Below are 26,492 nucleotides of genomic sequence, written 5' to 3' on the forward strand. Positions count from 1 at the left end.
CCTCGCTTGACAGCCGACTTCTCGTGACCGCAAAGTCCCGTGATGCGGGCGATTGGTTGGAATAGAATTGCGCGTGCCGGTGCAATCGTGCTGATGATCGGCACAAATATTCCTGGGCCGGCGCGTTCCGACTCGCTCCTTCTCACAAGCCCGTCCCAGCCAGCCAATGTCGGCGATGCGATGCTGGCGGCTGCCAATTATCATGATTCCGGCGACTATGACCGCGACCTGGCCACTGTGGCGAAGCAGGCAGGCGACTGGGTCATCAAGCGCGCAATGGAGGTGCCTCGCCCCGCGCTGGTGCTCGATATCGACGAGACGGCTTTGGCCAACTGGGAAGTGATCACACGTGACAATTTCGGCCGCCCGATTGGCGGCGCCTGCGACATCGCAATCGATGGTCCCTGTGGCTGGGCCGCCTGGGATCAGCTTGCGAAGGATCCGGCCATCGACGCCGTGCTGGAGGTCTTCCGGCAGGCACGAGCGGCGAAAGTCGCGGTGTTCTTCATCACCGGACGTCCGGAGGACCAGCGTCAGGCAACCGAACAGAACCTGCAGTCGGCCGGCTATGCCGGCTACGAGCACCTTTACATGGTCCAGCCTGGGGCCAAATACGGCTCCGCCGCAGATTTCAAGTCACCCATAAGGGCCGAAATCGAAAAGGCCGGCTACACGATAATTGCCAATGTCGGTGACCAGCCATCCGACCTGTTCGGCGGGCATGCCGAGAGGCTGTTCCTGCTGCCAAATCCGTTCTACCGGGTTCGCTGACGGCCTGTACGGCACAACCCCGGATCCTTGCGGAGCACCTACTAAGGTATCAAGACGACCTTGCCGGTCGCGCCGCGCTCCTCCAGCAGGCGATGCGCCTGGCTGGCCTGGTCGAGCGGGAAGCGGCCACCTTTGGTCACCACAAGCTGACCACCAGCGGCCAGATCGAAAAGCTCCAAAAGGCCGTCACGGAGCCCGTCCGTAGACAGCAACGGCAGCAGGGCAAAACCCTTCAGCGACTGGTTGCGGCCGATCATCGCCTCCATCTCCGGGGCGCCGAGCGCGTATCTGCCAAGTGCTGCAAACACCAACTCTCCGCGAGGTGCCAGAGCCTCCAGCGCAACCGCCGTCAGCGGGCCGCCGACAATGTCGTAGATGATGTCGACGCCAGCGCCACCTGTCGTTGCCCGGACGTGCACCGGCCAATCCGTGTTGCTGTAGTCGACGGCAGCATCGGCTCCCAGCGACAAAGTAAGGTCGAGCTTGGCCTTGCTGCCGGCTGCCGCGATGACACGGCTCGTGGCGGCGCGCTTGGCAAGCTGGACGAGCAACGAACCGACGCCGCCCGCGGCAGCGGCGACCAGCACCGATCTGCCGGCCGGCGGGCTTTGCCGCGATAGATACAATGCCGTCAGTCCTTGCACCATCAATGCCGTCGCGTTTTCGAACGAGAGCGAATCCGGCAAGGGCAGGGCCAGGCTTGCGTCGATCGTCACATACTCGGCATAGCCGCCAAACGCAGGCGAACAACGGCGCGGCGACGCGCGTGCCGAGCAAGGAAGCGTCCACCCCCTGCCCAAGCGCCTCCACGATCCCGGCGGCCTCGACGCCAGGGATCATCGGCAGTTGCGGCGTCACCGCATAGCGATCCGCGCGCATCAGCACTTCGAAGAAATTCACCCCGGCCGCATGAACGCGGACCAAGACCTCGCCGGCTTGCGGCTCAGGCTTCGGCACCGCGACTATGTCGAGAACGTCGGGCCCGCCGAAGCGGCTCAGTTGAATGGCTCTCATCGCATGCACCGATCGCTGTTGGCATCGGCCGCTGTTTGCCACTATCTGCCTGGCTTCGACTACACACCGATTTGTCCGCTGCTGACCGGGAGGTGACCATGGCCAAGCTGATCAAGAGACTGCCGACGCTGCCGGCGGAGCGCGCGCTGAAAGTGATTTCGGGCCGCTGGAAGGCGGTCATCCTGTACCATCTCTTCGACGGGCCGCGGCGGCTGTCGGCGCTGCAGGTGCTGATGCCCGGCATCACCCAGAAAGTGCTGATCCAGCAGCTTCGCGAAATGGAAGAGCACGGCCTCGTCCGCCGCGAGATCTTTGCCGAGATCCCCTCGCGCGTCGAATATTCGGCGACGCGGCTCGGCCTCAGCCTCGAGCCGATCCTGCTGGCACTTTGCCAGTGGGGCCAGCATCATGCCGACGAGCTGAATGAGATGGACCGCCTTGCCGATTGCATCATCAGACCACGGCAAGCGCAGGACGCCCATGCCGTGTGAACAAAAAGGGCGGCGCATGCGCCGCCCCAATGCTTGGGAGAATTAATCCTTGGGAGGACTGCTCGAACCTGTGCTCAGGCCGCCTTGACTTCCTCGGCGACGGCATCGGCCTGACGCGCCGTCTTCAGCACCCTGGCCCACCATGCAATGTCGTTGACCAGCGCGGTTGCCGCCTGGTTGAGGTGCTCGAACTCATCGAGCTTCTTGTCGCCTTGCTTGACGGCAAGGAAATCGGCCCAGGCGATGTGTACGGCGGACTTCACCGGCGCCATCTGCAACTCGACCGCATGCAGCCTCAGCTGCTCGACCGCGCGCGCGCCACCGACGCTGCCATAGCCGACGAAGCCGGCCGGCTTCTTGTTCCACTCGTTGGCGGCGTAGTCGATGGCGTTCTTCAGCACGGCCGTCGGGCCATGATTGTATTCCGCGGCGGTGAAGATGAAGCCGTCGAATCCGGCGACCTTCTTTTGCCAGCGCTGCGCCACTTCGTTCTGCGACGGCACCCAGGCGGAGGATGCGACCTCATCGAAGAACGGCAGCGGGAAATCGCGCAGGTCGACGACTTCAACGTCGATGTCGGCGTGCGACTTGGCTATCTTGGCAATCCATTGGGTCGGGACGTCGGCAAAGCGGGCTGCGCGGGTTGAACCAATGATGATGGCGATTTTGGGTTTTGACATAGAGGGGGCTCTCCTTACGGGAATACTGGTATCGTTTAGATACCTGAGCTATATGAGTAACTGGCCGCTCAATGTGCAAGGAGGCACTTTTTTGTTACCAAGGCACCCGCACCGCACCGAGGACTGCCGCGCCATCTCGGAAATCCTGCAGCGCGTCGGCGACAAATGGACGGTGCTCGTGGTCGGCAAGCTTGGCAACGGGCCGCTGCGTTTCAACGAGTTGCGCAGCGCGGTCGGCGGCATTTCGCAAAAGATGCTGACCACGACCTTGCGCGGGCTCGAGCGCGACGGCTTCGTTACGCGCACCGTGTTCCCGACCATCCCGCCGCGGGTCGACTACGAATTGACCGATCTTGGCTACGAACTGCTGGTGCCGGTCGATGCGCTCGGCGAATGGGCACGCAAGAACACCGAGCGCGTCAAGGCGGCGCGCGAGAAGTTCGACGCCATGCACAGCTGAACCCTTGTGCTGCAAGGGTTTGAACCTGTCGCGATCCTCCGGACGAGCCCTACTGCTGTAACTGCATCTTGCTCTTCGGCAGCTTCTCGATCCGATTCCATTTCGGGTTGGGACTGACCACCTTGCCGCCAATCGTGCAGGTCGTGGTCGTCTCCTTGCGGCAATTGCTCACCGTCGTGCCGCTGGTGTCGCATTTCGTCGCCGAGCAGATCTCGCACTTGGCCGCTTGCCCGTTGATGGTGCGGTTTTCCGACGTGCAGGTGGCGCCTGGATCGCCTTTTTTGACCTCGGCCAAAGCGCTTGCGGACGACAGGCAGAGCAAGGCTGCAAAGGCACCCGCCAGGGCAGCGTTCAGCATGTGTTGACGCATTGTCTTTCCTCCCAAGATCCCGTCGGTCGCGCTGCAGGCGCGCATGCGGGAACCCGTTAGCCAAAGACCACGCGGGATCGCTGTCCGCATCCCCCGCGCGGGAGAGACGGCTGTTTAAATCCGTCTTCTGGAATCAGGCCGGGTCAGCCTTCGGCCGGAACCGCCTTCGGCTTGCCTTCGCCGTCCAGCGCCACCATGACGAAGTCGGCATGGGTGACCTTCTCCATCAGGTCGGAGAGATAGCGCTGCGCCCAGGCCTCGACCTTGAGCGTCATCGAGGTGCGGCCGACGCGTTCGACATGCGTATAGATGCACAGCGTGTCGCCGATCTTCATCGGCTTGGCGAAGGACATTTCCTTCACCGCCGCCGTCACCACGCGGCCCTTGGCGCGCTCGGCGGCGCGGATGCCGCAGGCGAGATCCATCTGCGCCATCACCCAGCCGCCAAAAATGTCGCCTGCCGCATTGGCGTCGGAAGGCATGGCCAGCGTCCTGAGCGTCAGATCGCCGATCGGCCGCCCGTCTGCGTAATGCACCATTTGGCCAATCCTCTCGAAGCCGATTGTCCCGATCCCGTATCGTCATGGCACGGACAGGTCAACGCGCCACTGAACAGGTCGCGGCCTGAGGTTCGGCTATCGGTCGACAGTGTTGAAAAGATGCTGTGCGGAGCTAGACGAGCACACCAGCAGGATTGCATTCCATGGTCGAGGTAAGAAAGCTTACCAATAGGCGTGCTTCACAAAGCGGGCCAGGGCGTCGGGACGTAGGCATAGGCATTGCCCTCGCGGATAACATGACCGATGCCTGGAAAGGGCAGGTGCATGCCTGCGACGAGCAGGCCATCCGCCGACACCATGTCGAGCACCTTCTTGCGTGTGGCGATTGCGGCCTCCTGGTCCACGTCGAAGGCGATTGCCCATTCCGGATGCGCAAATTGCAGCGCGGAGGCGTGGATTACGTCAGTGAAGAGCAGCAGGTTGGCGTCACCAGAGCCAATTCGAAGCGCGAGATGCCCCGGCGTGTGTCCAGGCGCAGGCAACGCCCTGATCCCGGGCGCGATCTCGACTTCGCCTTCGATCTTCCGGACCTTGCCATGGTAAGGCACCAGCGATTTGCGCGCTATTTCGAAGTACGGTTTCATCTGGTCGGGCGCCTTGGACCGGATCCCGTCATCGTGCCAGAAAGCGAATTCCGGCGCGGCAACCACGACCTCCGCTGCCGGGAAGGCGGCCTTGCCTCCAATACCGACAAGGCCGTTGGCATGGTCGGGATGGAGGTGGGTGATGATTACCGTGTCGATTTCTTCCGGCCTGACGCCGGCGGCGGCGAGCGCCTCAGGTATATGTCCCAACATAGGCCCCATCGCCGATGCCGTGCCGGTATCGATCAGCACCCGTCTGTCGCCTTTGGTGACAAGGTAAGCATTGACCGAGGTCGGGAGTGGTTTTGGCAGGAATGCCTTTGCCAGCAGCGCTTCGGCGGCAGCCGTATCTGCGGAAGGGAAGAGTTCGAGGCCGAGATTGAGGTAGCCGTCGCTCAGTGCTGTGATCTCGAGGTCGCCGAGCATGAACCTGTGGGCGCTCGCAAGCGAAGCCGGAGACCGGGCGGCGATAGCCGCAGCGTTGCTCCCAAAGAGGCTGATCGGGGAAAGTAGCAGGGCGCCGGCACTAAAGGTGCCGATGCCGAACGTTCGACGGTCGATATTCATGGTCTTGTCCTTCGAATTGCAGATGAAGCTAGTCCCAGACGTCGTCGCTGCCGGGGCGGATGCCGACCGCTCGGACAACCCTTCGGCGGCGGTCGGCGCGGGTCATGGCCAACTCCTTGCGACATCAATAATCCGCCTCATAAACAGCGGGAATAGCGATGGGATGCAGTTCACTGCTGCAGCTTATGCAGCAATCGACTTAAGCGGGTAAGGCTGCTGGTTCGGCCGTCCGCTGAACGGCCTCGCCGAGCCCTGGCTTCGCCTACTGGACAGGTTGCCGGGGTTCGAGCGCTCGGCGCAACGTCGGCGCCTCTTGCTCGATATGATCCCACAGACGGTTCGAGATCGGCCCGTGCGGCCGGTCGCGGCGGCGCGCCACCACCAACTCCTCGGTACGGCCTGGCAGATGACGGCCGGCAACGGATTGCAGGCGTCCGTCGCGCAGCTCTTCCTCGATCAGGAAGCGGGGCATGTGGCCCCATCCGAGGCCCTGCAGGATGATTTCCTTCTTCATCCCCTGATCGGCCACCATGCATTGCGGCGCACCCTCGATCATGAAGTAGTCTTGTTGCGGTGAATGGCGGGCCGTGTCGCGCATGACACATTGGGTGAACGCGTGCATCTGATCCGGCGTGATGGGGTGCTTGATACGCTCCGGCAGAAAGCCCGACGCCACTACTGGGACGAAGGGCACCTTGCACAGATCGATCCATTCCACCCGCGGATCGCTCTTGTCGATCCAGTGCAGGATCAAATCGGCTTCGTCATCGAAGAGGCGCTCCCACGGGCCGCCCACCGCCTCGAAATGCAGGTGCAGGCGTGTGCCCGGACACTGGGCGAAGAACCGTCCGAGCATGCCCAGTGCCTGCGGGCGCGGGCACAGGTCGCCGATCACCACATGGATCTCGCTTTCTTCGCCCATTGACAGCTGAGCAGCATGAAGCCGCAAGCCCTCGAGCTCGCGCAGCAGCGATTGTGCCCTGCGATGGAACGACAGCCCTGCCTCGGTGGGGCGCACGCGATAGCCGCTGCGATCCAAGAGAACGAGGTCGAGTTGCCGCTCCAGCTTTGCAACGGCTGCGAACACCGCCGGGTGCGAGCGATGCAGCATGGCCGCCGCAGGCTGAAAGCCGCCGCAGCGGACCACGGCATCGAAGCATTGCAGGTCGTGCAGGGTGAATTCGGCCATGTCAGCATCTGTTACAGAGATAGTCCTATCTTTGTAATATCATCAAAAGCGCGCCGCAGCTAGGCTTTGCCACATTCAACGCTCCAAGAAGGAAGGTGTATTCACCATGAATGAGCTGGATTTCGTGACCGTCGGCGATGGTACCCGCATTGCCTACCGCATCGACGGCGACGCCGGGAAACCCGTGCTGATGCTGTCGAATTCCATCGCCACCACACTGCGGATGTGGGACATGCAGGTCAACGAGCTGTCGAAGCATTTCCGTGTTCTGCGCTATGATTTTCGCGGTCATGGAGGGTCGAGCGTTCCGGCCGGCGCTTATTCGCTCGACCGGCTTGGCCGCGACGTGATCGAGCTGCTCGACGCCCTGGGCATTGAACGCGTACACTTCCTTGGTCTGTCGTTGGGCGGCTTCGTCGGGCAGTGGCTCGGCATCCACGCGCCCGAGCGGATCGAACGATTGATCCTGAGCAACACCTCATCCTACCTCGGACCGGCAAAGCAGTTTGACGAGCGGATTGCCGCCGTGCTGCAGGCGCCGGATATGACGGAAACCGCCGAGATGTTCCTGGGCAACTGGTTTCCTGCGCGTATGCTGGCGGCCAACGGGCCCGTCATCGAAGAATTTCGCGCCATGCTGCTGGCTATCGACCGGCAAGGCTTGGCTGGTCTGTTCGCGGCGGTTCGCGATGCGGACCTTCGCCGAACCATAGCGCTGATTTCCAGGCCAACGCTGGTGATCGCCGGCCGGCACGACACTGTCACAGCCGCCAGCCATAGCGAGCTGATCGCGGCGACGGTGCCCGGCGCGAAACTGGTTGTTCTGCCCGCGGTCCACTTGTCGAACGTCGAGTACCCCGCCGAGTTCATGGAGGCCGTGCTTGGCTTTCTGCGCTGAGTTGGTGCATGACGGGAATGCTGAGTGAAACCCCGGTTTGAACATCCCCGCATGGACCGCAACCTATGATGCGCTAGCGCGCAGTGCAGGCTAGAATGAGCAACATCAATAGCGGATGACGGCTGACATGGAACTTGGCTTTCGCCCACTAACGCCCGATCTGTGGCCGGCGCTCGAGGACCTGTTCGGTGACAGCGCCCTCTGCAGTCGCTGTTGGTGTATGTACGGACGGATCGGCAGTTCTTATCGAAAGCGACCCGGCGAGGAAAACAAGGCAGCGTTCCGGCAGGCCGTCCAGCATGGTCCGCCTCCAGGTTTGCTCGCTTTCGACGGCGATACCGCTGTCGGATGGTGCCAGGTGACACCGCGAGATGCCCTGCCCTGGCTCGATCGGCTGTGGCAGCTCAAGCGTGTGGATGACAAGCCGGTCTGGTCTTTGTCCTGCCTCTACGTGCGAAAAAGATACCGCAGGCGAGGCGTAACATCCCAGCTGATTGGAGAGGCTCTGGAAATCGCAAGGCGCGCAAATGCGCCTGCGCTCGAAGCCTATCCTTTCGACGCCGAAACATCGCCGAGCGCATCCGGCAGCGGATATGCCAGCACCTTCACGCGCGCCGGGTTCAGGATCGTCGCCCGCAGGACGCCGGCCCGGCCGATCATGCGCTATGATTTCAAGCAGATTGCCGATCATCGCCTGTGATCGCAGCTTGAAGTTTCGGCTATGGGTGGAAAGTTGTCATCCAGCCGCTATTGCGCCCGCTTCTCTTCTCGCTTTTGCAAGGATGGTCGTCTCCGGCGCAACGGCAAATTGCTCACAAAATGCATCGATGTGATGCTGGCCCCGACCCGCGTCTCCAACGGCAACAAGGGCCAAGCCCCAGGCGAGGTCTGTTTGCACATAGTTTTCCAACGAAAAACGTCGAAATTTCATCTTGGATCGTCGTTCGAAACTAGCAGCAACGTCCTTTAGTGCGGTGATTCTGGACCAGTCCTGCTGGGCAGCATTGAGCGCCGCCAAAGCTGCGCGTTCAACCTGATAGGAGCTATTGCTACTATAGAATGAGCACCAGTTGGGAATCCGGCCCAATGAATCTATCGGGTCAATGCAAAGGTCAAAATTCGCTGACTTCGCCGTCCTTTTCCACCGGAGGCTTCCGCCTCTGAAAAGTGGCACAAAGTCGATCGAGACGCCCCAACAGGCGGAGAAGGTCATGCCTTTCAACATCTGAAATTTCAGCAGATAGCGTATGTGATCTGTTGGACGGCCAACCCAGAACAAATCCCCTACTCGTTGAAAATCGGATGCCAAGCCGCCTTCCAATGCTCCAGCGGCAATGTCGCCCAACGCTTTACCACGCTGAGGCGCACGACCGAGGTCTGGCTGCCGACGAAATCTTTCGATCAAGCGGGAGAACATCTAACCTCTTCAACGGCAATCGTAAATGTTGAGCGTCACCGGCGAACATTACTGATCGTGCGGATCAATTCAATGACCGAGCGCGAACGGCAGCCTTCGGTCATCCCTGCTCGAACACATCGGCATTGATTGCTAAAAACACGTATAATTGTTGCAGTAGCAAAACTAACTACGGCAACAAGCGGCCATTCAAACCGAATATCACCAGTCGCTTTTTTCACATCGGATGCCGGAAGACCCGGCGACGCCGCGTCGCGCCCAAGCCTAGGTTAGAGCCGAATTCCGGAGCCAGCCGCAGCCACCATGCAGACCTATGATTTCATCATCGTTGGCTCCGGTTCGGCCGGCTCGGTCCTGGCCGAAAGATTGTCGGCTTCCGGCCGGTCGCTAGAGCCACTTGGTAAAGTTTTCGATGCGATGGATGCGTTCGACAGGTTAGACCCTACGGACCCGTCGAACTGGGTAAATGGAGCCTATTAAGGATATTAAGGAAATGCCTAAGCAGGAAGAATGGTCAAGCGAAGAAGACGCTCGTGCCTACCGAGAGCTCCGAACCTTGGTCGATAAATGGAAACGCCTCGGATACAAGACCTATCCGGATGGAACCGAGTGGATTGGCCATACCCCGCATCGAGCGCCTCAAGCGTATTTGCATCAGCTGTACGCACCACTTGGCGCCATCCGAATTGGGCAGATGGAGTCTGAAATTTCGCGTCGACTCCCAGATAATTTCCGTTGCTTTCTCATGCTCCACAACGGGATAGGTCTGTTTGCGAATTATATAAGCGTCTATGGGCTGCGACGTAGCTGGTCACGCACGAATTTGGTGGAGGCGGGTCAACAACCCTTCTCCATACTGGAACCAAATATAAAGAGACGACCAGGCAATGCACCAGACGATGTTCTCTTTATTGGTGCGCTAGGGGACAATGACGATTTAATTGGCATGAATCCGGACGGGGGGGTCTTTCGCTGGGAGAGTGATGATCCTCTGTCCGGTTCGACCAAGTCCTACTCAAGCGTGTTCACCTTCCTGCTGGAAGAAGCCAATGAGGTGGCGGCCCTGTTCGACCCGGATGGGCGCGAACACGACTGAACTCGGGCAGCAGGCGACAGGCTGACATTCAAACCGAATATCACCAGTCGCTTTTTTCACATCAGATGCCGGAAGACCCGGCGACGCCGCGTCGCGCCCAAGCCTAGGTTAGAGCCGAATTCCGGAGCCAGCCGCAGCCACCATGCAAACCTATGACTTCATCATCGTCGGTTCCGGCTCGGCCGGCTCGGTCCTGGCCGAAAGGCTGTCGGCTTCCGGCCGCTTCTCGGTGCTGGTGCTCGAGGCCGGCGGCAGCGACCGTCGCTTCTACGTCCAGATGCCGCTCGGCTACGGCAAGACCTTCTTCGACCCGGCGGTCAACTGGAACTACAAGGCCGAGCCGGATCCGGGTCTGGCCGGCAATGTCGACCACTGGCCGCGCGGCAAGCTGCTCGGCGGCTCGAGCTCGATCAACGCCATGGTCTGGATCAGGGGCGCGCGCGAGGATTTCGACGCTTGGGCAGCGGCCGGCAATCCCGGCTGGGGCTTCGATGACCTGCTGCCCGCCTTCAAGGCGCTGGAGGATAACCAGGCCGGCGCCGACCAATGGCGCGGCGTCGGCGGGCCGCTGCATATCACCGACTGCTCGACCTCCGTCCATCCGCTCACCAAGCGCTATCTCGCCGCCGCCAACCAAGCCGGCCTGCCGCTCAACCCGGATTTCAACGGCGCCTCGCAGGAAGGCGCCGGCGTCTACCAGATCACCACCAGGAACGGCCGCCGCATGTCGGCGGCGCGCGCCTTCCTGCGCCCGGCGATGAAGCGTAAAAACGTCCGCGTCGAGATCAACGCCCTGGCGACAAAAATCCTGTTCGAGGGCAAACGCGCCGTCGGCATCGAATATCTCCAGAATGGCGCGACGAAAACCGCCCGCGCCGGCCGCGAGATCATCCTGTCGGGCGGTTCGGTCAATTCGCCTCAACTTCTCCAGCTTTCCGGTGTCGGCCCGTCGGCGCTTCTTGGCGCGCTCGGCATTCCCGTCGTTCACGCCAACGAGAATGTCGGGGCAAACCTGCAGGACCACGTCGGCATCAACTACACGTTCAAGGGCAGGCTGCCGACGCTCAACCAGATCCTGCGCCCGTGGTGGGGCAAACTGCTGGTCGGCATGCAGTACGTGTTTTTGCGCTCGGGCCCGCTGTCGCTGTCGATGAACAATGCCGGCGGCTTCTTTCGCACCGATCCGGCCACGGCACGGCCCAACATGCAGCTCTATTTCCAGGCGTTTTCAACCGTCATTCCGAAGAGCGGCGAACGCCCGATCCTGACGCCCGATCCATGGCCGGGCTTTTCCATCGGGCTGTCCAATTGCCGTCCGTCGAGCCGCGGCGAAATCATGATCCGTTCCGCCAATCCGCGCGATTATCCCAAAATCGTCGCCAATGCCTTTTCGACCGAGGCGGACGTCGCTGAAATGCTGGCGGCGGTGAAATTCGTCAGGAAGATCGCCTCGATGCCGGCGATGGCCGAGATCATCGAGGAAGAGGTTTTGCCCGGTCCCTCGATCACCTCCGACGCGGATCTCATTCAGGATTTCAGGAAGCGCTCGGGCACCGTCTATCACCCGGTCTCGACCTGCCGCATGGGGCCGGACGCGGCGCACGCCGTCGTCGATCCGCGCCTCAAGGTACACGGCCTCGAGGCGTTGCGCGTTATCGACGCCTCGATCTTTCCCGACAACATAACCGGCAACACCAACGCCGCCGCGATCATGACCGGATGGAAGGGCGCCGAACTGGTTCTGGAGGATCAGAAATGAAAATCACCGACGTCAAGACCTGGGTGGTCGGCAATCCGCCGCCCGGCATCGGCGGCAAGTATTTCATCTTCGTCAAGCTCACCACCGATGGCGGCGTCGTCGGCTATGGCGAGGCCTACAACGCCACCTTCTCGGCTCATGTCACGGCGAAAATGGTCGAGGACATGGCCGAGCGTTATCTGATCGGCCGCGACCCGCACGATATCGAGACCTTCTTCCGCCGCGCCTATTCATCCGGCTTCACCCAGAGGCCCGACGTGTCGGGCATGGGCTGTTTCTCGGCGCTGGAAATCGCCTGCTGGGACATTATCGGCAAAGAGGCCGGCAAGCCGGTCTACAAGTTGCTCGGCGGCCAGGTGCATGAAACGCTGCGTTCCTATACCTACCTCTACCCGCACAGCGGCAGCGTCCACACCGAGGACGCCCGCGGCAAGAACGTCTACAACGATCCCGATATGGCCGCCGCCTGCGCGCTCGAATATGTCGAGCAGGGTTTTAACGCGGTCAAGCTCGACCCAGCTGGCCCCTACACAGCCTTCGACGGCCACCAGCCGCGCCTCGTCGACATCGATCTCTCCGCCCGTATGGTCAAGGCGATCCGCGACGCGGTCGGCACAAGAGCCGACATCCTGTTCGGCACGCACGGCCAGTTCACCGCATCGGGTGCGCTGCGCCTCGCTCGCGCCATCGAGCCCTATGATCCGCTGTGGTTCGAGGAGCCGGTGCCGCCCGACATGCCCGAGGTCATGGCTCAAGTGGCGCGCGGCACTTCGATCCCGATCGCGACAGGGGAAAGACTGACGACGAAGTTCGAATTTGCCCGCGTTATCGAGAACCGTGCGGCGACCATTCTGCAGCCCGACCTCGGCCGCTCCGGCGGCATTCTCGAAACCAAGAAGATCGCCGCCATGGCCGAAGCCTATCACATCCAGGTCGCGCCACACTGCTATTGCGGGCCGATCGTCGGCGCCGCCAACATCCAGCTCGCGGTAACGCTGCCCAACTTCCTCATTCTGGAATCGCTGAAGCAGTGGGGCGGCTTCCACGAAAAGCTGCTGAAGAAGAAGATCGAATGGCAGGACGGCAACGTCATCCCGTCGAAGGAGCCAGGCCTCGGTGTCGAACTCGACGAAGCCGTCTGCGAGGCGCATCCCTGGACCGGCAAGGACCTGCATTTGCAGATGATGCAGACACCGCTGATGCCGTGACCTGTCGAGCGGGATCGACAGACAATATCACGCGATTTCAACGTGTTGGACGCAGGATCGGAATCACCGCCGAAAGGATTTGAATCAATCCCTCAACAGCTTGATTCAATATCTCAGCGTCAATGCGCCGGGCAGGATCTCGAAAGTCGCTGGTATGCGACCCGGCGATTCGCCGTCTATGTCGATCAGCGCGGCGTTCTTTTGCACATCGCCGAGCGGCTCGACAACCACTTTCTTGCCGCGCAGGATGGTGATCGCCGGATGGTTGCGGTGCCGCCCGCCATAGAGCAGGCGGATGTCCCAGATCAGCTTCAGCTTGCCGGCGGCGCGCAGGATGACGATGTCGAACTCGCCGTCGTTAAGCTCGGCGTCGGGCGCGATCATCATGCCGCCGCCGAAGAATTTGCCGTTGGCCACCGCCACCAGCGCCATGCGCGCCTCGACCGGGGCACCGTCGTCGATGGTGATCGCAACCTCCTGGAAGCGGTAACGGAGGAATTCCCAGACTGTGCGCCAGTAGAACAGCGCCTTGGCCGAAACCTTGCCCTTGCGCTTGTCGGCATTGACCGCGCGGTCGGTGGCGCCGGAAAGCCCGAGGCTGGCGATGTTGATGAAATGGCGGCTGGCCAGCGCGCCATGGTCGTCGACATAGCTGATGCACCCGGCATCGACCTTGCGCCCTTTGGCCTCGGCAATCCGCTTCAGCGTCAGATCGACATTGTTCGACAGGCCGAGCCCGCGGGCGAAGTCGATGCCGGTGCCGCAAGGCAGCAGCCCAAGTTCGGCCGTCCGGCCGCTTTCCCGGAAAGCCTTCAGCAGCCCGTCGGCGACTTCGCTGGCGGTGCCGTCGCCGCCGGCCGCGATCACCAGCTCGAAGCCGATGGCGGCAAGGTCGAGCGCCAGCCGTTCGGCATCCCCCTCGGCCTGCGTTTCACGCAGCTCGAAATCACCGAAATGTCTTTTCAGCGAAGCCGCAACCTCGGGCCAATGCCGCTTGAGCCTGCCGCCGCCGGCGATCGGATTGAGAACCACCGCGACCTTCAAGCCTGCCTCCCCAAGGCCATCGAACACGCCTTCCAATCATTTGCCGGCATTGAAGCCCGCGCAGGGCCGCGGGGCAAGGGTCGATTACCCGACAATGCGGCTTCGGCATCGAGGCGGCAAATCCCGACCGGCGGCGGCAGAGATCGGAAAGTCGCTATTTTGGCAGGGTCAGTCCCCGATAATCCCGCTATCCACAGGCATGCGGCAGTTCCGCCGAACGCTTATCCGACGTACGTTAAAACCCATCTCAGGCGGCTACCGATCGCCACGCCGAAAGGCAAAGCGGAACGGCGGATTTCCTGAGGCCCGTACGGCCCTGAACGAGAACAGGCTTGCTTGTTGGAGGGATGGACGCCGAGACCTACGGGGCCGCGGAAAGCGTGCGAACGCCGACGGCGGACCGATGCTGCCATGAAGGACGGCAAAAACCTTCGATGGCGCGCTGGGCAAAGCTCGCAAGAGTGGAGACCGGCGTGGTCCGGAACGGACGCTGCCCTCGGGTGGCGACTGGCAGGACCGTCAAAATCAAGGCCGGCATGGCGCGACATCTTTCGGGAGTTGCTGCCGCGACCGTGTCCTGATCTGACAGGGAGGCGCTGGGAGAAATCCCGGCGCCGACTGTCTTTGTGGCCCCGCCTTACGATTTTGCCGGCGACGCTTCACGCTGCGCCAAAATCAGCTACTATCCATTTGCCGTCGGGGGCCGTTTAAAGGGGCTGACGGCAGGGGGACATTTCATGACGCTTATCCAGAAGCTTGCTGTTGCCTATGCTTTCCTGTTCTTCGGCGTTGTTGCCATCGGCTATGTGCCGGCTTTCAACGACGCCGGCGGCAATCTGTTCGGCCTGTTTTCGCTGCAGTGGTACGATGATTTGCTGCACGCCTTCTCCGGCGTCTGGGCGCTGGCCGCCGCCTTCATCTCGCACCGCCAGGCGGTGTTCTATTTCAAGCTGTTCGGCTCGGTCTATCTGTTCGACGGCGTGCTCGGCCTGGTCACCGGTTCCGGCTGCCTCGATGGCGGCATTTTCATCAACGGCTTCCGCTCCCTGAACGACATCGAATTCCCGGCCCGCTTCTTCGCCAACCTGCCGCACATCGTCATCGGCGGCTTCGCCGTCTACGTCGGGTTCTGGCTGTCGAAACGTGTGTACGACCATTTCGCCACGGCCTGACCGGCCATGTTCCTGTTTCGCTGGCTGAAGCGCATCATCAAGGCGATCCTCTGGCTCGTCGTCATTGTCGTGTTGATCCCGATCGCCGGGCTGGCCTACGGCTTTCTCACGACGCCGTCGCTGGACACAACGCCATTGCCGGGCGTCGCCGAGGGTGCCCCGCCAAAGGCGCTGGCCGACAAGATCCGTGCCGAGATCCCCGGCTACCAGCGGCCGGAGGAATCGACCTTTCTTACCTATCCGGAATGGGCCATCGTCTACGCCGCCCGCGAATATGCCGGCTTCGTCGACAAGAACCAGCCGAGCGGTTTTCCCTATCTCTCCTATATCGGCCGCCTCTGGCAGGACTATGCGATGGTCATCCGCGCCAGCTCTACCTACAAGTTCAACCTCGACAACCACCAGATGCTGGTGGTCATCGGCACCAGTCACACGATCGAGCACGCCATCCAGTGGGCCTATGAAAATACGATCGGCCGCGTCACCGAAGCGACAGCCGGCAAGCGCACCGCGGTCGACATCTACCAGGCCAAGGTGGCGGCCGACTACGCCGGTTTTCTCGACCAGATGCCGTGGTACCAGTTTCCCTATGCCGAAAAGCGTGCCGGCCTGTTCGCCGTCCAGCCGGCAGCGGACGACAGCGCCGTCCGCACCGGCGAACGCAAGCTCGCCTTCGGCCTCGCCGACACGATCAAGCAGGGCTACGCCGATCTGATCAAGTCGGCGCTCGCCGCCACCACCGACCCGGCCCTGCTCGACATTCATGTCTGGGCCAAGGGTCCGGTCGGCGAAGTGACGCGCAACGAACCCGACACCTTGCTGGAGCGCGATCTCGGCGCCGACGGCACGGTCTTCGTCACCAGGCGCTATCAGGTGTTCACCGACATGATCCCGCGCCTGATCGACAAGGGCGTCTCCTTCGTCGAGATCGGCGGCAATGACGAGATCATGGTCACCATGCTTTCCAATGACGAGATCAATGTTCCCGAAGGTGCACGCACCTTGTTCAGCTACCCGCTTCCGGCGGAACCCTCCACGCGCCGCACTGGCCTGACTGTCGCCGTGCGCAAGCTGCACATCGTGCTGCCGGCGATGATGACGGCGGGCGCCAGGCTCGAGCATGTCTACGATTACTGAGGCCTTTCGGTCACAGCCGGCCTCGGCAAGACGTTGCGTGATGCTCCGCCACGCTCATTCCACAATCGCGGCCAAATCCCGCCTTGTTCCGCAACGATTGATGATGCCGTAGACACGTTGTCTTGCGCACATGTGCCAGGCAACTCGGAGGGACAAGACCGTGATCAAGACCGCCCTTGTCGCCATGACCATCGTCGGCTGCGACTGCGACGCCAGGCTTTGCGAATATATCGGCGAGACGCCCGCCAAATGGTCGACCATCGCCGAATGCGAAGCGGCGATGAAAAGCCAGATGCTGCACGAGCGCAATTTCGACTATCCGCTGGTCTCCGGCATCTGCCGGACACAGAGCTCGTCTTCGTCATCGCAGCTCGCTGCGACCGCTTCCGAGCCTGAATTGACGACGGCCAGCACCGCAGCGACAGACCCGCTGCCACCGGAACTGAGCCATCGGCCCAGTGCTGCGGTCGGAACGCAGGCCACGGCGACGGAAACGGAAGCCGTCCGGCCGGTCGCCTATGAAGCGGCGGTCGATGGCGGCAGCGCCCTGCTCTACCGCACGAAGGCCGGCTACGCCGTGGTCAAGACCGATCTCGGCCGCGCCGCATCGGCAACGATCGGCATCGCCAGGCGTTCGGCGAACTGGCTGGCGGCGAAGCTGCCTGACGGTCTGTAGCCGCCGCTTCAGGCCGTGCCGATCAATGCCTTGACGGCGCGATAAAAAATCGACGAAAACAGCTCGCCCGGATCGTATTGCAGCTTCTTCGCCAGGAAGGACGGCAGTTCCGGATAGGAGGCAAGCAGTTCCTTGCCTGTGTAGTGGAGCTGGTAGGGCAGGAAAAAACGCCCGCCATGCTTGATCGTCACGTCGATCAGCGCCCTTGTCAGCGCCCGCATCCTGGCATTGCCGTCGGCGTCTGTCGGCTGATTGATGTAGAGAACCAGCGAATAGGCCGGCTCCGGCGCATAATTCAGCGCCACATATGCGTACCGACGCGTTGAGCACCGGCAGGGTCTGGTTGCGCAGGATCTCGCGCGCTTCCGCGATGAACGGGTTATAGGCCGCCCGCGGGATGAAATACTCGTGCAGGATATCGGTCTCATCGAGCAGATCGTTGAACAGATAGGGCACTGAATCGTGCATCGGATTGTTGCGCGTGACGAGGCAGGCCTCGCCCTCGGCCATTGCCGTCGTCCGCGCCACCGTGCAGCTCTCGAATTGCGGCTCCAGCGTCTTTTCGGTGAACCATTTCAGCTCCTGGAACAGGCTGCCCCATTTCGCCAGGTTGATGATCACCCGCTTGAGCCCGACCGAACCCGGTTCACCGATTGCCGGCTGGTCGGCCGGCGGCTGGTCGGCCACCTTATCATAGCGGTAGACGATCATATCCTCGAAGAAATTGCCCGGCGCAGTCGACAGATGCCCATAAAACAGACCGATCGCCCTGTTTGGCTCCAGAACCTCGGCGAAGAACGTCGGGAAATCGTCCGATTTGATGATCTCGCGCGAGGTCCGGTAGACGGCGTTGTCTACGATGTCGAGTGTCGCCTCCAGCACCACGCCGAACAGGCCGTAGCCGCCGACGACGTGGCGGAACAGCTCGGTATTTTCGGCCGGCGAGCAGGTCGTCACCGAACCGTCCGCCAGCATCACCCGCATCGCTCGGATCGAGCCGGCGACCGAGCCGGCCTGGTGGTCCATCCCATGCGCGTTGACCGACAGCGAGCCGCCGACCGAAAAGATATCGGTCGACTGCATCGCCTTCACCGCGAAGCGCGGGTGCAAAAGGTTCTGGATGTCGTGCCAGCGCGCGCCCGGCTGCAAGGTGATCGTCTTCGCCGTCGGGTCGACACTGACCTTGTTGAATTTGCGCATGTCGAGGACCAGCGCGTTGTCGTCGAAGGCGTGGCCGCCCATCGAATGGCGCACCGCCGCGACCGAGACCTTCAGGCCATTGGTGCGGGCAAAGGCGAGCGCGCTTGCAATGTGGTCTTCCTCGCTGACTTCGACGACGCCGTAGACCGGCGTCATCGACAGGCCGCTGGCATCGTTGATGTTGCCGCCCTTGGTCAGCCATGGCAGCGCCGGATCGTAGGCTGGCGGGCCCTCCAGCGGCTTCTGCGCCAGGTCGATCCCGTCAATGTCGGCGATGCGCCCGGAATTCTTCTGCCCCGACGGACCGCGCGCCAGCCGCGCCACGGTCGTCCCGCCCCAGAGCATCGCGCCGCCGACCACCGCCGCACCCAGCAGCAGCCGCCGCGACAGGCGAAACCCCTTGCGTTCCTCGATCATAGCCCCACCCCACTGTCCCAGGAATAGCGCCTGATGGAGACAAAAACCAGTTGCCAATCAGACGTTCGGCAAATGATGATCACAGTCGTTCTGGCGAAAGCGTCGAAAGCAGCCGCACCATGAAGCTTGCCGTCCGTGCCATGATTGCCCTGCTACCCGCGTTTGCTCCGGTCTCAGCCGACGCCCAAAGCGGTGAGAAGGGAGTCCTCGGTGTGGCAAGGGACGATCCGGAGATGGCGGCGGCGATTGAGCAGGCCCGCGCCAGCCTGGATGACTTCCTGATCCTGTCCGAGGCGCCGCCGTCCGGAACAGCCAGGTTCAAATTGAAGGTAAGGATCGAAGACGGAACCGCGACGGAACATTTCTGGATCATTCCCTTTCACCGAACGGCGAGCGGATTTGCCGGAATTTTAGCAAACGAGCCGCAGGCAGTGCACAACGTCGTCGCCGGCCAGGAGATCGAATTCACCCGGGACGAAATTTCGGACTGGGGATACACCAAGAACGGCCATCAGGTGGGCAGCTTTACCGTCTGTGTGATGCTCAAGAAGATGTCGAAGGAAGACGCGGACTATCTCCGCGACAATTACGGCTTCGACTGCTGATGTCCGAGCGCGAGGCGCTTTAGCCGCTACCCCGGCTCCTCGTCCTGCGCCCCAATCTTGCGCACCAGCGCCGCGGTCGCCAGGATCGTGCCCATGTCGGCGATGATCGGCGCAACATGCTTGACATAATCGAGCGGCACAGAGATGTCCGGCAGCTCGAAGAAGTTCTTCGTCTGCGGCAGCAGCAGGAAGCCGTCGCTGCCGCTGAGCGCGACGCGTGCCGGTTCCTTCGGCCATGTTTCGCCAAGCCATTCGAGCGCCTGCGCCAGCCGGCCCGTTACCAGCGGCCGCGCCGCCTCGATATTGTCGGTGCGGAACTCGTAGGCGGCATCGAGCTCCGGCACGCCGCTGGATAGTTCCTGCATCTTGCTGCCGAAGATGCCGCGGAAGAAGCCGACGACCTTGTTGGTCCGGCGCGCGGCCACCAATATGCCGGGGAACGGCACGATTGTCTCGAACGCGACGATGACCCCCTTGAACACTGCCGTCGTGCTCTTGCCCGTCCCTTCCCGGAGATCTGCTTCGTAAAGCTCGAATGGAAACCCCTCATAACGGCCGGAAAAAACATCATCGAAAGATTGCCGGTTGAACGGACCAACCGTCTCGCGCGGCAACCGGTCGAACGAATTCGGCTTGACGTTGTGCCGGTACCGCATGTCGTCGATGAAGCCGAAGATGATCGGCAACAGCGTGCTGCGAAACGACTGCTGCAATTTTCTCGCCGGCTTGATCGCCTGGAAATAGAGCAGGATCGCCGCCAGGAAGCCGCCGATATAGAGGAACACATGCGGGGTCGAGAACCACTGCTCGTTGGGGTCGGCAACCCCGTTGAAGAGCCAGGCCACAAACGCCACGAACACCAGCACCAGCCCGATGAAAAGTGGCACCCGCCAGCGCGTCCGGCGATGGGCCGAAGCTCGTTGCGCCTCATAGGCCTCGATGTTCTTCCTGAGGCCGGCGATCACCGCTTCGCTCGGCATGAAATCCGCAGTTTCCATCACCCACCCGCCGCCACAAGCCTGCCCGCGCTGGGCATGATAGCCGGTTTGGTGGAATGCGTCAGCGCACGGCACCGAAGACCGCATCGAGGCGGGCTAGAACCCTTTGCCTGGATTTTCCCGCCAGGGTTTCAACCGGAACCAGCCGCTCGTGATCGCCGGCGCGCAGCCGCATGAAGGCATGCAGTCGGTAGGCGGCGATGGCCCCGCGCGTGCCGGGATCGTCGCTGATGTCGACGACGAGAATGGCGCCGATGCGGCCGGGCCATGGCTGCCGCGCGAAGGCGGTGCCGATGAAATCGCCGAGCCCATAGGCAACGAGCGTCTTGCCGATCCGCTCGATCGGCTGCACGACATGGGCATGATGTCCGGCGATCAGGCCGACGCCATGTTCGGCCAGAAGTCGCGCCATTGCCCGCGTCTTCGCACGTGGAAAATGCCGGAATTCCCAATCCCAATGCGGCACCGCGCAGAGGAGGTCGACACCCGAAGCGGCAGCGTGCGGCCATTGCGTCGGATCGGCTTGCATCGAGACTCGGCCCGCGAACTGGGCCGCGTCGGCATTGCGCCACAAGGTAAAGGCGGCAAGACCGATGGTCAGCGCCCCGACTGCAAACCGCTCGACTGGTGCCGCGGCGCCTACAGTACGGATGCCGAGCCGCGCCAGCGCGGCGACCGTCTCATCGAAACCGGCGATGCCCTGGTCGAGCACATGGTTGTTGGCCAGCGACAGCAGCAGTCTTTCGCGCGGGATGCCGGCGGCGGCCAGCGCCTCGGCAAGAAACCGCTCGCTCATCGCATGGTGCGTGCCAACCCTCGTACCCAAAACAGAGTTCGGCCGTTCCACCACCGGGCTTTCGCAATTGCCGACCACCAGATCGGCCGAGGCAAGCAGTGCCGCAATCGCCGGATCGCAGTCCGGCGCGCGGCGATTGGCCACCGCCGAGATATCGCCGACGAAAGCCAGCCGCACCGTCCGCGCCGGCAGTGGTTCGAGCAGGGCTGCGGCCGCCGGAGCAAAGCCGCGCGCGTCGCCATCGAGCGAAGGCCGGAGGAAGCGTGGCAGCCAGGACAGTTTGTAGGAAAGCGGATAGTTCGACACGCGACGCCCAATCGTTTGCCTTGTGTAGACCGTCCGCCGGATTGATTGAAGCTTCGACTGTTAGCATAAATGAAATGATGACCGGCCCGTCCGAAGGTAACAGGCGCCGTGAGCCAAATGCGTGTATGGTTCGTGCGGAGCGACAAAAGGGGGCGATCACGATGAAGCGTTTTTCCAGGCTGGTGGCGTGCGCCATCATTCTTCTCCTGCCGCTGGCTTTACCCAGCGCCGCGGCTCCCGAACCGGCGGCCCTGTTTGAGGCAAAAATCGTAGCCGAACGCGACAGCGCTCTTGCCGCTCTGGAAGCCGCCGCGCCAGGCGATCCGGCAGCCGCCTATGCCGCCGGCGCCGGCCAATTCTTCACCGCGCTGGAGATCCTGGCCGGCGGTCTGCACCGCCACGGTTTCGACAGCCCGCAATCCTTCATGCTGCCGCTGATGCGGCTGCCGGTGTCGGACAATGCCAATCCCGAGCCGCTGACCTACGAACAATTCCGCGCCATTCTCGTCGCCTTCCGCGACCGGCTGGAGAAATCCGCAGCCACGCTGGGTTCGGTACCCGCCGACGCGGACATCGGCATGGTCATCGACCTCACCCGCCTCGGCATCGACCTCAACGAGGACGGCTCGATCGCGCCGGACGAAGGCGCCGCGGCGATCATGGCGTCTCTGTCACGCGGCGGCGGTGCGCCAGACGCGGCCGCACCCGCCCTCATCTTCCGCTTCGACCGCGCCGACGGCTATTGGCTGCAGGGCTATGCCGAGTTCCTGATGGCGCAGGCCGACTTCTGGCTGGCGCATGACTTCAGCAACACCTTCGACGGTTCGTTCCATATGCTGTTCCCGCGCGCAAAACTGCCGCTGCAGGACACGCTCGTGCCGCTGGACGGCGGCATGAGCGGCGGCATGTTGTCGTCCGAATGGCGCATCGCCGATTTCATCTCGCTGGTGCATCTCATCAACTGGCAAGTGGTCGAGCCTGAGCGCCGGCAAGCGGCGCGCCGCCATCTCATGGAAATGATCCGGCTGTCGCGCGAGGACTGGAAAGCCATCCGCGCCGAAACCGACAATGACCGTGAATGGCTGCCCGGCCCGCAGCAAAAAGGCGCCAGCCCGCTGACCGGCCTCGAAGTCGGCGAGCAGCAGGTGCAGGCCTGGCTCGCCGCCCTGGCCATGGCTGAGGATCTGCTGGAGGGACGCACCTTGCTGCCGCATTTCCGCATCGCCGACAAAGGCATCAACATGAAGCGCTTCTTCGACGAGCCGGAGCCCTTCGACCTGGTGCTGTCGATCACCGGCCCGGCCATCGCGCCCTATCTCGAACGCGGGAAGGTTCTCACCAGCGAGGAGTTCGATCAGATCCAGCGCCAATTCGGCGGCGCCGGGTTTCTGACGTTCGCGCTTTGGTTTAATTGAGCGGGAAACGTGGAGGGTGCTCCTGACACCCTTCTGTCAGCAGCTGGATTGCGCCTCGCGCCACCCGCCACTCCGCTCTTTCCATTTTGGCCGATACCTCCCATATTCGGGCCATGGCCAGACTGTCCGACAAGAAAACGCCTCCGCCGGCGAATGACGAGCGCGCTTCGCCGCCCAAGCGGCGCAGTCCGCTGACCGATTTCCTCGATGCGTCGGAGCCCTTGTACAAGGGCGGCTTTGCCGAGGCGCCGCAGGCCGAGTTCACCGGCGCGCCGCTGACCGGCTCGATCGCCGACTGGGCCGAGCAGATCGAGCAGGAAGCCGAGAAGGAAGGGCGTCAAATCTCCCCCCTCGAGGGGGAGATGTCGCCTAAGGCGACAGAGGGGGTCGCCGGAGGCAGCGCGGGACGCAAAGGGTCGCCGAGTACTGCCGCACCGACCCCACCCGGCGGCTCCGCCGCCACCCTCCCCTCGAGGGGGAGGGAAGGCGCCAAGTCTGCCAAGAAAATCCCCGAGCGCTCCTCTTCCCCCGGCCGTACGGCACGCGGCACCTCGATGGGCGGCGCGGCTTCGGCGCGGGAGCGCACTGCGGCCGGTCTCAACCCTGTCGCTGGCCTCGATGTCTCCCTGGAAGAAGCCGAGACCATGGCTTCCGGCGGCGTCACCGCCACCGTCGCGGCGCTGTCGGCGCTGATCGAATCCGGCAATCCGCTGCACAAGGACGGCGTGCTGTGGACGCCGCACCGTCCCGCCCGGCCGGAAAAATCCGAAGGCGGCATCGCCATCAGGATGGTCTCGGATTTCGAGCCCGCCGGCGACCAGCCGACGGCGATCAAGGATCTCGTCGAGGGCGTCAACAGCAACGACCGCACCCAGGTGCTGCTCGGCGTCACGGGCTCGGGCAAGACCTTCACCATGGCCAAGGTGATCGAGGAGACGCAGCGCCCCGCTCTGATCCTGGCGCCCAACAAGACGTTGGCCGCGCAGCTCTATTCCGAGTTCAAGAAATTCTTCCCGGAAAACGCCGTCGAGTATTTCGTCAGCTACTACGACTATTACCAGCCGGAGGCCTATGTGCCCCGGACCGACACCTATATCGAGAAGGAATCCTCGATCAACGAGCAGATCGACCGCATGCGCCATTCGGCGACGCGCTCGCTGCTCGAACGCGACGACGTCATCATCGTCGCCTCGGTGTCCTGCATCTACGGTATCGGCTCGGTCGAGACCTACACGGCGATGACCTTCCAGATGCAGATCGGCGACCGGCTCGACCAGCGCGCGCTGCTCGCCGACCTCGTCGCCCAGCAATACAAGCGCCAGGACATCAACTTCGTCCGCGGCTCGTTCCGGGTGCGCGGCGACACGATCGAGATCTTCCCGGCCCACCTCGAGGACCGCGCCTGGCGCATCTCGCTGTTCGGCGACGAGATCGAGGCGATCACCGAATTCGACCCGCTGACCGGCCAAAAGACCGGCGAGCTGAAGAGCGTCAAGATCTATGCCAATTCGCACTATGTGACGCCACGCCCGACCTTGAACCAGGCCATCAAGTCGATCAAGGAAGAGCTCAAGCACCGGCTGGTCGAACTCGAACGGGCCGGTCGGTTGCTCGAGGCGCAGCGGCTTGAGCAGCGCACCCGCTTCGACCTGGAGATGCTGGAAGCGACGGGCTCCTGCGCCGGCATCGAGAATTACTCGCGCTATCTGACCGGCCGCCAGCCGGGCGATCCGCCGCCGACCTTGTTCGAATACATCCCCGACAATGCGTTGGTCTTTGTCGACGAAAGCCACGTCACCATACCGCAGATCGGCGGCATGTATCGCGGCGACTTTCGCCGCAAGGCGACGCTGGCCGAGTATGGGTTCCGCCTGCCGTCCTGCATGGACAACCGGCCGCTGCGCTTCGAGGAGTGGGACGCCATGCGCCCGCTTTCCGTTGCGGTTTCCGCAACGCCCGGCGGTTGGGAGATGGAGCAGTCCGGCGGTGTCTTCGCCGAACAGGTCATCCGCCCGACCGGCCTGATCGATCCGCCGGTCGAAGTGCGCCCGGCCACGAGCCAGGTCGACGACGTTGTCGGCGAAATCCGCGAGACCACCAAGGCCGGCTATCGCACGCTGGTCACCGTGCTGACCAAGCGCATGGCCGAGGACCTGACCGAATATCTGCACGAGCAAGGCATCCGCGTCCGCTACATGCACTCCGATATCGACACGCTGGAGCGCATCGAGATCCTGCGCGATCTGCGCCTCGGCGCCTTCGACGTGCTGGTCGGCATCAACCTGTTGCGCGAGGGCCTCGACATTCCCGAATGCGGTTTCGTCGCCATCCTCGATGCCGACAAGGAAGGTTTTCTCCGCTCCGAGACCTCGCTGATCCAGACCATCGGCCGCGCCGCCAGAAACGTCGACGGCAAGGTCATCCTCTACGCCGACCAGATCACCGGCTCGATGGAGCGGGCGATGGCCGAGACCAACCGCCGCCGCGAAAAGCAGATGGAGTGGAACGCGGCCAACGGCATCACCCCGGAATCTGTCAAGTCGCGCATTTCGGACATCCTGGATTCGGTCTACGAGAAGGACCATGTCCGCGCCGACATCTCGCAGTTCACCGACAGCGCCGGCGCCATGATGGGCAACAATCTGAAGGCGCATCTCGACGCGATGGACAAGCAGATGCGCGACGCCGCCGCCAACCTCGATTTCGAGAAGGCAGCCCGCATCCGCGACGAGATCAAGCGGCTGCGCGAGATGGAGCTGTCCATCTCCGACGATCCGCTGGCCAAATATGCCGACATGGAAAGCCCGGTCTCAGGCCGCGAAAAGGGCAAGCACAACAAGGGCGTGGCCAAACATCGTACATCAGAGGAACAGGAGCGTTTCCGCAAGCTCGACGAGGCACGTGCCGCCGAAGAGGCGACCAAGGCTACCCGGTCCAACCTCTTCCACAAGCCGGCGCTCGACGAAATGGGCGCCGACGGCGCCGTGCCGGTGAAGAAGCCGTTGTTTGCCAAGCCGTCGCTCAACGCCATGGGCCCGGGCACCGACATGCCGACGCCGGCCGGCGCGGTGTCGCGTTCACTGTTCAAGAAACAGTCGGCCGAAGAAGCGCACGGCTCCGATTTCGGCATCCCCGGTGACTCCACCAAGCCGCTGTTCAAGAAGAATTCGCTGGATGAGATGACCGTGCGGCGCACAGAAAAGCCTGTTGAGGGAAGAGTGCCGGCGAAGCCGCAGCCGATCTCCCCCCAAGTGGGGGAGATGCCCGGCAGGGCAGAGGGGGGCGCGAAGGAACGCGACGATTCCGCCAAACCTGTTGCCCGCCAGCGCGCCGGCATCGGCTCCTACGAAGACCCCGCCGACGCCCGCCGCGAAAAGCGCCGTCCCGGCAAGACGGGACGGCCGGGACGGTAGCGAGCTTCCCTTCTCCCCTTGTTGTGGGAGAAGGTGGATCGGCGCGCAGCGCCGAGACGGTTGAGGGGTGCTGGACGGATCGCCGTCGGTGCCAAGCTGGAGCACCCCTCATCCGACCGCTTCGCGGCCACCTTCTCCCACAAGTGTGTTTGGACTGGGGACATCGCGAACAGATGTGCGAGGACATCGCGAACAGTTTTGCGCTTTTGCGCGAGGGGGTTCGGGATGCCATTCGAGGACAGAAGCGTG

Annotated in this window: 24 protein-coding genes and 2 pseudogenes; 15 read left to right on the forward strand and 11 right to left on the reverse strand. The window is 62.7% G+C overall.

Annotated elements, in window-relative coordinates; translation table 11 throughout:
- Nucleotides 1–42: 42 nt before the first annotated feature.
- Entirely contained in the window at nt 43–771 is a 729-nt protein-coding gene (locus NKI25_RS30835; protein WP_353000245.1) for an HAD family acid phosphatase, read from the forward strand.
- 41 nt (nt 772–812) lie between these two features.
- Here NKI25_RS30835 and NKI25_RS30840 read toward each other — a convergent pair.
- Nucleotides 813–1,695, reverse strand: a pseudogene (locus tag NKI25_RS30840) (quinone oxidoreductase family protein).
- Here NKI25_RS30840 and NKI25_RS30845 point away from each other — a divergent pair.
- Both NKI25_RS30845 and NKI25_RS30850 read left to right on the forward strand, forming a co-directional pair.
- A complete protein-coding gene (locus tag NKI25_RS30845; protein WP_353000248.1) occupies nt 1,618–1,881 on the forward strand; it encodes a hypothetical protein in 264 nt (87 codons plus the stop codon). The pseudogene NKI25_RS30840 and the gene NKI25_RS30845 sit on opposite strands and share 78 nt — an antisense overlap.
- Nucleotides 1,882–1,883: 2 nt before the next feature.
- Entirely contained in the window at nt 1,884–2,276 is a 393-nt protein-coding gene (locus NKI25_RS30850; protein ID WP_352575809.1) for a winged helix-turn-helix transcriptional regulator, read from the forward strand.
- A gap of 74 nt (nt 2,277–2,350) precedes the next feature.
- Here the strand turns inward: NKI25_RS30850 and NKI25_RS30855 are convergent, their stop codons facing one another.
- Nucleotides 2,351–2,956, reverse strand: coding sequence for an NADPH-dependent FMN reductase (locus tag NKI25_RS30855; RefSeq protein ID WP_023678377.1), 606 nt, complete (start codon nt 2,954–2,956; stop codon nt 2,351–2,353).
- Between the two features lie 91 nt (nt 2,957–3,047).
- Here NKI25_RS30855 and NKI25_RS30860 point away from each other — a divergent pair, with 91 nt between their 5' ends.
- Nucleotides 3,048–3,416: a winged helix-turn-helix transcriptional regulator gene (locus NKI25_RS30860; protein WP_023678378.1), complete on the forward strand. Its 369-nt coding sequence runs from the start codon at nt 3,048–3,050 to the stop codon at nt 3,414–3,416.
- Between the two features lie 49 nt (nt 3,417–3,465).
- Here NKI25_RS30860 and NKI25_RS30865 read toward each other — a convergent pair whose 3' ends face one another.
- The 4 genes from NKI25_RS30865 to NKI25_RS30880 all read right to left on the reverse strand — a co-directional run bounded on the left by NKI25_RS30865 (nt 3,466) and on the right by NKI25_RS30880 (nt 6,686).
- Complete coding sequence (locus tag NKI25_RS30865; protein ID WP_352456951.1) at nt 3,466–3,786, reverse strand: hypothetical protein; 321 nt, start codon at nt 3,784–3,786, stop codon at nt 3,466–3,468.
- 143 nt (nt 3,787–3,929) lie between these two features.
- Complete coding sequence (locus NKI25_RS30870; RefSeq protein WP_023678380.1) at nt 3,930–4,325, reverse strand: acyl-CoA thioesterase; 396 nt, start codon at nt 4,323–4,325, stop codon at nt 3,930–3,932.
- A 200-nt stretch (nt 4,326–4,525) separates the two neighbouring features.
- On the reverse strand, nt 4,526–5,497 hold the full coding sequence (locus NKI25_RS30875; RefSeq protein WP_353000230.1) for an MBL fold metallo-hydrolase: 972 nt from the start codon (nt 5,495–5,497) through the stop codon (nt 4,526–4,528).
- Between the two features lie 262 nt (nt 5,498–5,759).
- Nucleotides 5,760–6,686: a LysR family transcriptional regulator gene (locus tag NKI25_RS30880; protein WP_352639980.1), complete on the reverse strand. Its 927-nt coding sequence runs from the start codon at nt 6,684–6,686 to the stop codon at nt 5,760–5,762.
- 106 nt (nt 6,687–6,792) lie between these two features.
- Between NKI25_RS30880 and NKI25_RS30885 the strand changes: the two genes are divergently transcribed.
- Together NKI25_RS30885 and NKI25_RS30890 are read left to right on the forward strand one after the other, a co-directional pair.
- A complete protein-coding gene (locus tag NKI25_RS30885; RefSeq protein WP_353000231.1) occupies nt 6,793–7,584 on the forward strand; it encodes an alpha/beta fold hydrolase in 792 nt (263 codons plus the stop codon).
- A gap of 220 nt (nt 7,585–7,804) precedes the next feature.
- Nucleotides 7,805–8,284 (forward strand): GNAT family N-acetyltransferase, encoded by a 480-nt coding sequence (locus NKI25_RS30890; RefSeq protein ID WP_353000246.1) that lies wholly within the window; start codon nt 7,805–7,807, stop codon nt 8,282–8,284.
- A 36-nt stretch (nt 8,285–8,320) separates the two neighbouring features.
- Here NKI25_RS30890 and NKI25_RS30895 read toward each other — a convergent pair whose 3' ends face one another.
- Nucleotides 8,321–9,001 (reverse strand): hypothetical protein, encoded by a 681-nt coding sequence (locus NKI25_RS30895; RefSeq protein ID WP_353000233.1) that lies wholly within the window; start codon nt 8,999–9,001, stop codon nt 8,321–8,323.
- 493 nt (nt 9,002–9,494) lie between these two features.
- On the opposite strand from NKI25_RS30895, the gene NKI25_RS30900 reads away from it, so the two are divergent.
- The 3 genes from NKI25_RS30900 (at nt 9,495) to NKI25_RS30910 (ending at nt 13,064) form a co-directional block, all read left to right on the forward strand.
- Complete coding sequence (locus tag NKI25_RS30900) at nt 9,495–10,097, forward strand: SMI1/KNR4 family protein (protein WP_353000234.1); 603 nt, start codon at nt 9,495–9,497, stop codon at nt 10,095–10,097.
- 142 nt (nt 10,098–10,239) lie between these two features.
- Nucleotides 10,240–11,856, forward strand: a complete 1,617-nt coding sequence (locus tag NKI25_RS30905) for a GMC family oxidoreductase (protein ID WP_023719153.1) — start codon at nt 10,240–10,242, stop codon at nt 11,854–11,856.
- On the forward strand, nt 11,853–13,064 hold the full coding sequence (locus NKI25_RS30910) for a mandelate racemase/muconate lactonizing enzyme family protein (RefSeq protein WP_023719154.1): 1,212 nt from the start codon (nt 11,853–11,855) through the stop codon (nt 13,062–13,064). The genes NKI25_RS30905 and NKI25_RS30910 overlap by 4 nt, the downstream gene beginning before the upstream one ends.
- A gap of 105 nt (nt 13,065–13,169) precedes the next feature.
- On the opposite strand, the gene NKI25_RS30915 is transcribed toward NKI25_RS30910, so the two are convergent.
- On the reverse strand, nt 13,170–14,108 hold the full coding sequence (locus tag NKI25_RS30915) for a diacylglycerol/lipid kinase family protein (RefSeq protein ID WP_353000235.1): 939 nt from the start codon (nt 14,106–14,108) through the stop codon (nt 13,170–13,172).
- Nucleotides 14,109–14,845: 737 nt separating this feature from the next.
- On the opposite strand from NKI25_RS30915, the gene NKI25_RS30920 reads away from it, so the two are divergent.
- From NKI25_RS30920 to NKI25_RS30930, 3 genes are all read left to right on the forward strand, one after another.
- On the forward strand, nt 14,846–15,280 hold the full coding sequence (locus NKI25_RS30920; RefSeq protein WP_023719157.1) for a DUF4383 domain-containing protein: 435 nt from the start codon (nt 14,846–14,848) through the stop codon (nt 15,278–15,280).
- Nucleotides 15,281–15,286: 6 nt separating this feature from the next.
- On the forward strand, nt 15,287–16,417 hold the full coding sequence (locus tag NKI25_RS30925; RefSeq protein ID WP_352684324.1) for a hypothetical protein: 1,131 nt from the start codon (nt 15,287–15,289) through the stop codon (nt 16,415–16,417).
- Nucleotides 16,418–16,577: 160 nt separating this feature from the next.
- Nucleotides 16,578–17,093, forward strand: coding sequence for a hypothetical protein (locus NKI25_RS30930; protein ID WP_352684322.1), 516 nt, complete (start codon nt 16,578–16,580; stop codon nt 17,091–17,093).
- Nucleotides 17,094–18,095: 1,002 nt separating this feature from the next.
- Here NKI25_RS30930 and NKI25_RS30935 read toward each other — a convergent pair.
- A pseudogene (locus NKI25_RS30935) lies at nt 18,096–18,710 on the reverse strand (FAD-binding oxidoreductase); the annotation flags it as partial.
- Nucleotides 18,711–18,829: 119 nt separating this feature from the next.
- Here NKI25_RS30935 and NKI25_RS30940 point away from each other — a divergent pair.
- On the forward strand, nt 18,830–19,315 hold the full coding sequence (locus tag NKI25_RS30940; protein ID WP_352684318.1) for a YegJ family protein: 486 nt from the start codon (nt 18,830–18,832) through the stop codon (nt 19,313–19,315).
- Nucleotides 19,316–19,341: 26 nt separating this feature from the next.
- Here NKI25_RS30940 and NKI25_RS30945 read toward each other — a convergent pair whose 3' ends face one another.
- The gene (locus tag NKI25_RS30945; protein WP_353000238.1) at nt 19,342–20,313 is read right to left on the reverse strand and encodes a hypothetical protein; all 972 of its coding nucleotides are present in this window, start codon (nt 20,311–20,313) and stop codon (nt 19,342–19,344) included.
- 61 nt (nt 20,314–20,374) lie between these two features.
- Nucleotides 20,375–21,415 (reverse strand): CapA family protein, encoded by a 1,041-nt coding sequence (locus NKI25_RS30950; RefSeq protein WP_353000240.1) that lies wholly within the window; start codon nt 21,413–21,415, stop codon nt 20,375–20,377.
- A gap of 161 nt (nt 21,416–21,576) precedes the next feature.
- Here NKI25_RS30950 and NKI25_RS30955 point away from each other — a divergent pair, with 161 nt between their 5' ends.
- Nucleotides 21,577–22,830 carry a hypothetical protein gene (locus NKI25_RS30955; RefSeq protein ID WP_353000241.1) on the forward strand — a complete coding sequence of 418 codons (1,254 nt, stop codon included), beginning with the start codon at nt 21,577–21,579 and terminating at the stop codon, nt 22,828–22,830.
- A gap of 113 nt (nt 22,831–22,943) precedes the next feature.
- Nucleotides 22,944–26,243, forward strand: a complete 3,300-nt coding sequence (gene uvrB / locus NKI25_RS30960) for an excinuclease ABC subunit UvrB (protein WP_353000243.1) — start codon at nt 22,944–22,946, stop codon at nt 26,241–26,243.
- The last annotated feature ends 249 nt before the right edge of the window (nt 26,244–26,492 follow it).

Origin of the sequence: Mesorhizobium sp. M0808 (assembly GCF_040320025.1) — a bacterium.
In the GTDB taxonomy this organism is placed as follows: domain Bacteria; phylum Pseudomonadota; class Alphaproteobacteria; order Rhizobiales; family Rhizobiaceae; genus Mesorhizobium.

Excerpts from the sequence above, each read along its gene's own strand:
- NKI25_RS30835 (WP_353000245.1), top strand. The coding sequence starts at position 43 with ATGCGGGCGATTGGTTGGAATAGAATTGCGCGTGCCGGTGCAATCGTG.
- NKI25_RS30850 (WP_352575809.1), top strand. The coding sequence starts at position 1,884 with ATGGCCAAGCTGATCAAGAGACTGCCGACGCTGCCGGCGGAGCGCGCG.
- NKI25_RS30855 (WP_023678377.1), bottom strand. The coding sequence starts at position 2,956 with ATGTCAAAACCCAAAATCGCCATCATCATTGGTTCAACCCGCGCAGCC.
- NKI25_RS30865 (WP_352456951.1), bottom strand. The coding sequence starts at position 3,786 with ATGCGTCAACACATGCTGAACGCTGCCCTGGCGGGTGCCTTTGCAGCC.
- NKI25_RS30870 (WP_023678380.1), bottom strand. The coding sequence starts at position 4,325 with ATGGTGCATTACGCAGACGGGCGGCCGATCGGCGATCTGACGCTCAGG.
- NKI25_RS30875 (WP_353000230.1), bottom strand. The coding sequence starts at position 5,497 with ATGAATATCGACCGTCGAACGTTCGGCATCGGCACCTTTAGTGCCGGC.
- NKI25_RS30880 (WP_352639980.1), bottom strand. The coding sequence starts at position 6,686 with ATGGCCGAATTCACCCTGCACGACCTGCAATGCTTCGATGCCGTGGTC.
- NKI25_RS30885 (WP_353000231.1), top strand. The coding sequence starts at position 6,793 with ATGAATGAGCTGGATTTCGTGACCGTCGGCGATGGTACCCGCATTGCC.
- NKI25_RS30890 (WP_353000246.1), top strand. The coding sequence starts at position 7,805 with ATGTACGGACGGATCGGCAGTTCTTATCGAAAGCGACCCGGCGAGGAA.
- NKI25_RS30895 (WP_353000233.1), bottom strand. The coding sequence starts at position 9,001 with ATGTTCTCCCGCTTGATCGAAAGATTTCGTCGGCAGCCAGACCTCGGT.
- NKI25_RS30900 (WP_353000234.1), top strand. The coding sequence starts at position 9,495 with ATGCCTAAGCAGGAAGAATGGTCAAGCGAAGAAGACGCTCGTGCCTAC.
- NKI25_RS30905 (WP_023719153.1), top strand. The coding sequence starts at position 10,240 with ATGCAAACCTATGACTTCATCATCGTCGGTTCCGGCTCGGCCGGCTCG.
- NKI25_RS30910 (WP_023719154.1), top strand. The coding sequence starts at position 11,853 with ATGAAAATCACCGACGTCAAGACCTGGGTGGTCGGCAATCCGCCGCCC.
- NKI25_RS30920 (WP_023719157.1), top strand. The coding sequence starts at position 14,846 with ATGACGCTTATCCAGAAGCTTGCTGTTGCCTATGCTTTCCTGTTCTTC.
- NKI25_RS30925 (WP_352684324.1), top strand. The coding sequence starts at position 15,287 with ATGTTCCTGTTTCGCTGGCTGAAGCGCATCATCAAGGCGATCCTCTGG.
- NKI25_RS30940 (WP_352684318.1), top strand. The coding sequence starts at position 18,830 with ATGAAGCTTGCCGTCCGTGCCATGATTGCCCTGCTACCCGCGTTTGCT.
- NKI25_RS30945 (WP_353000238.1), bottom strand. The coding sequence starts at position 20,313 with ATGGAAACTGCGGATTTCATGCCGAGCGAAGCGGTGATCGCCGGCCTC.
- NKI25_RS30955 (WP_353000241.1), top strand. The coding sequence starts at position 21,577 with ATGAAGCGTTTTTCCAGGCTGGTGGCGTGCGCCATCATTCTTCTCCTG.
- uvrB (WP_353000243.1), top strand. The coding sequence starts at position 22,944 with ATGGCCAGACTGTCCGACAAGAAAACGCCTCCGCCGGCGAATGACGAG.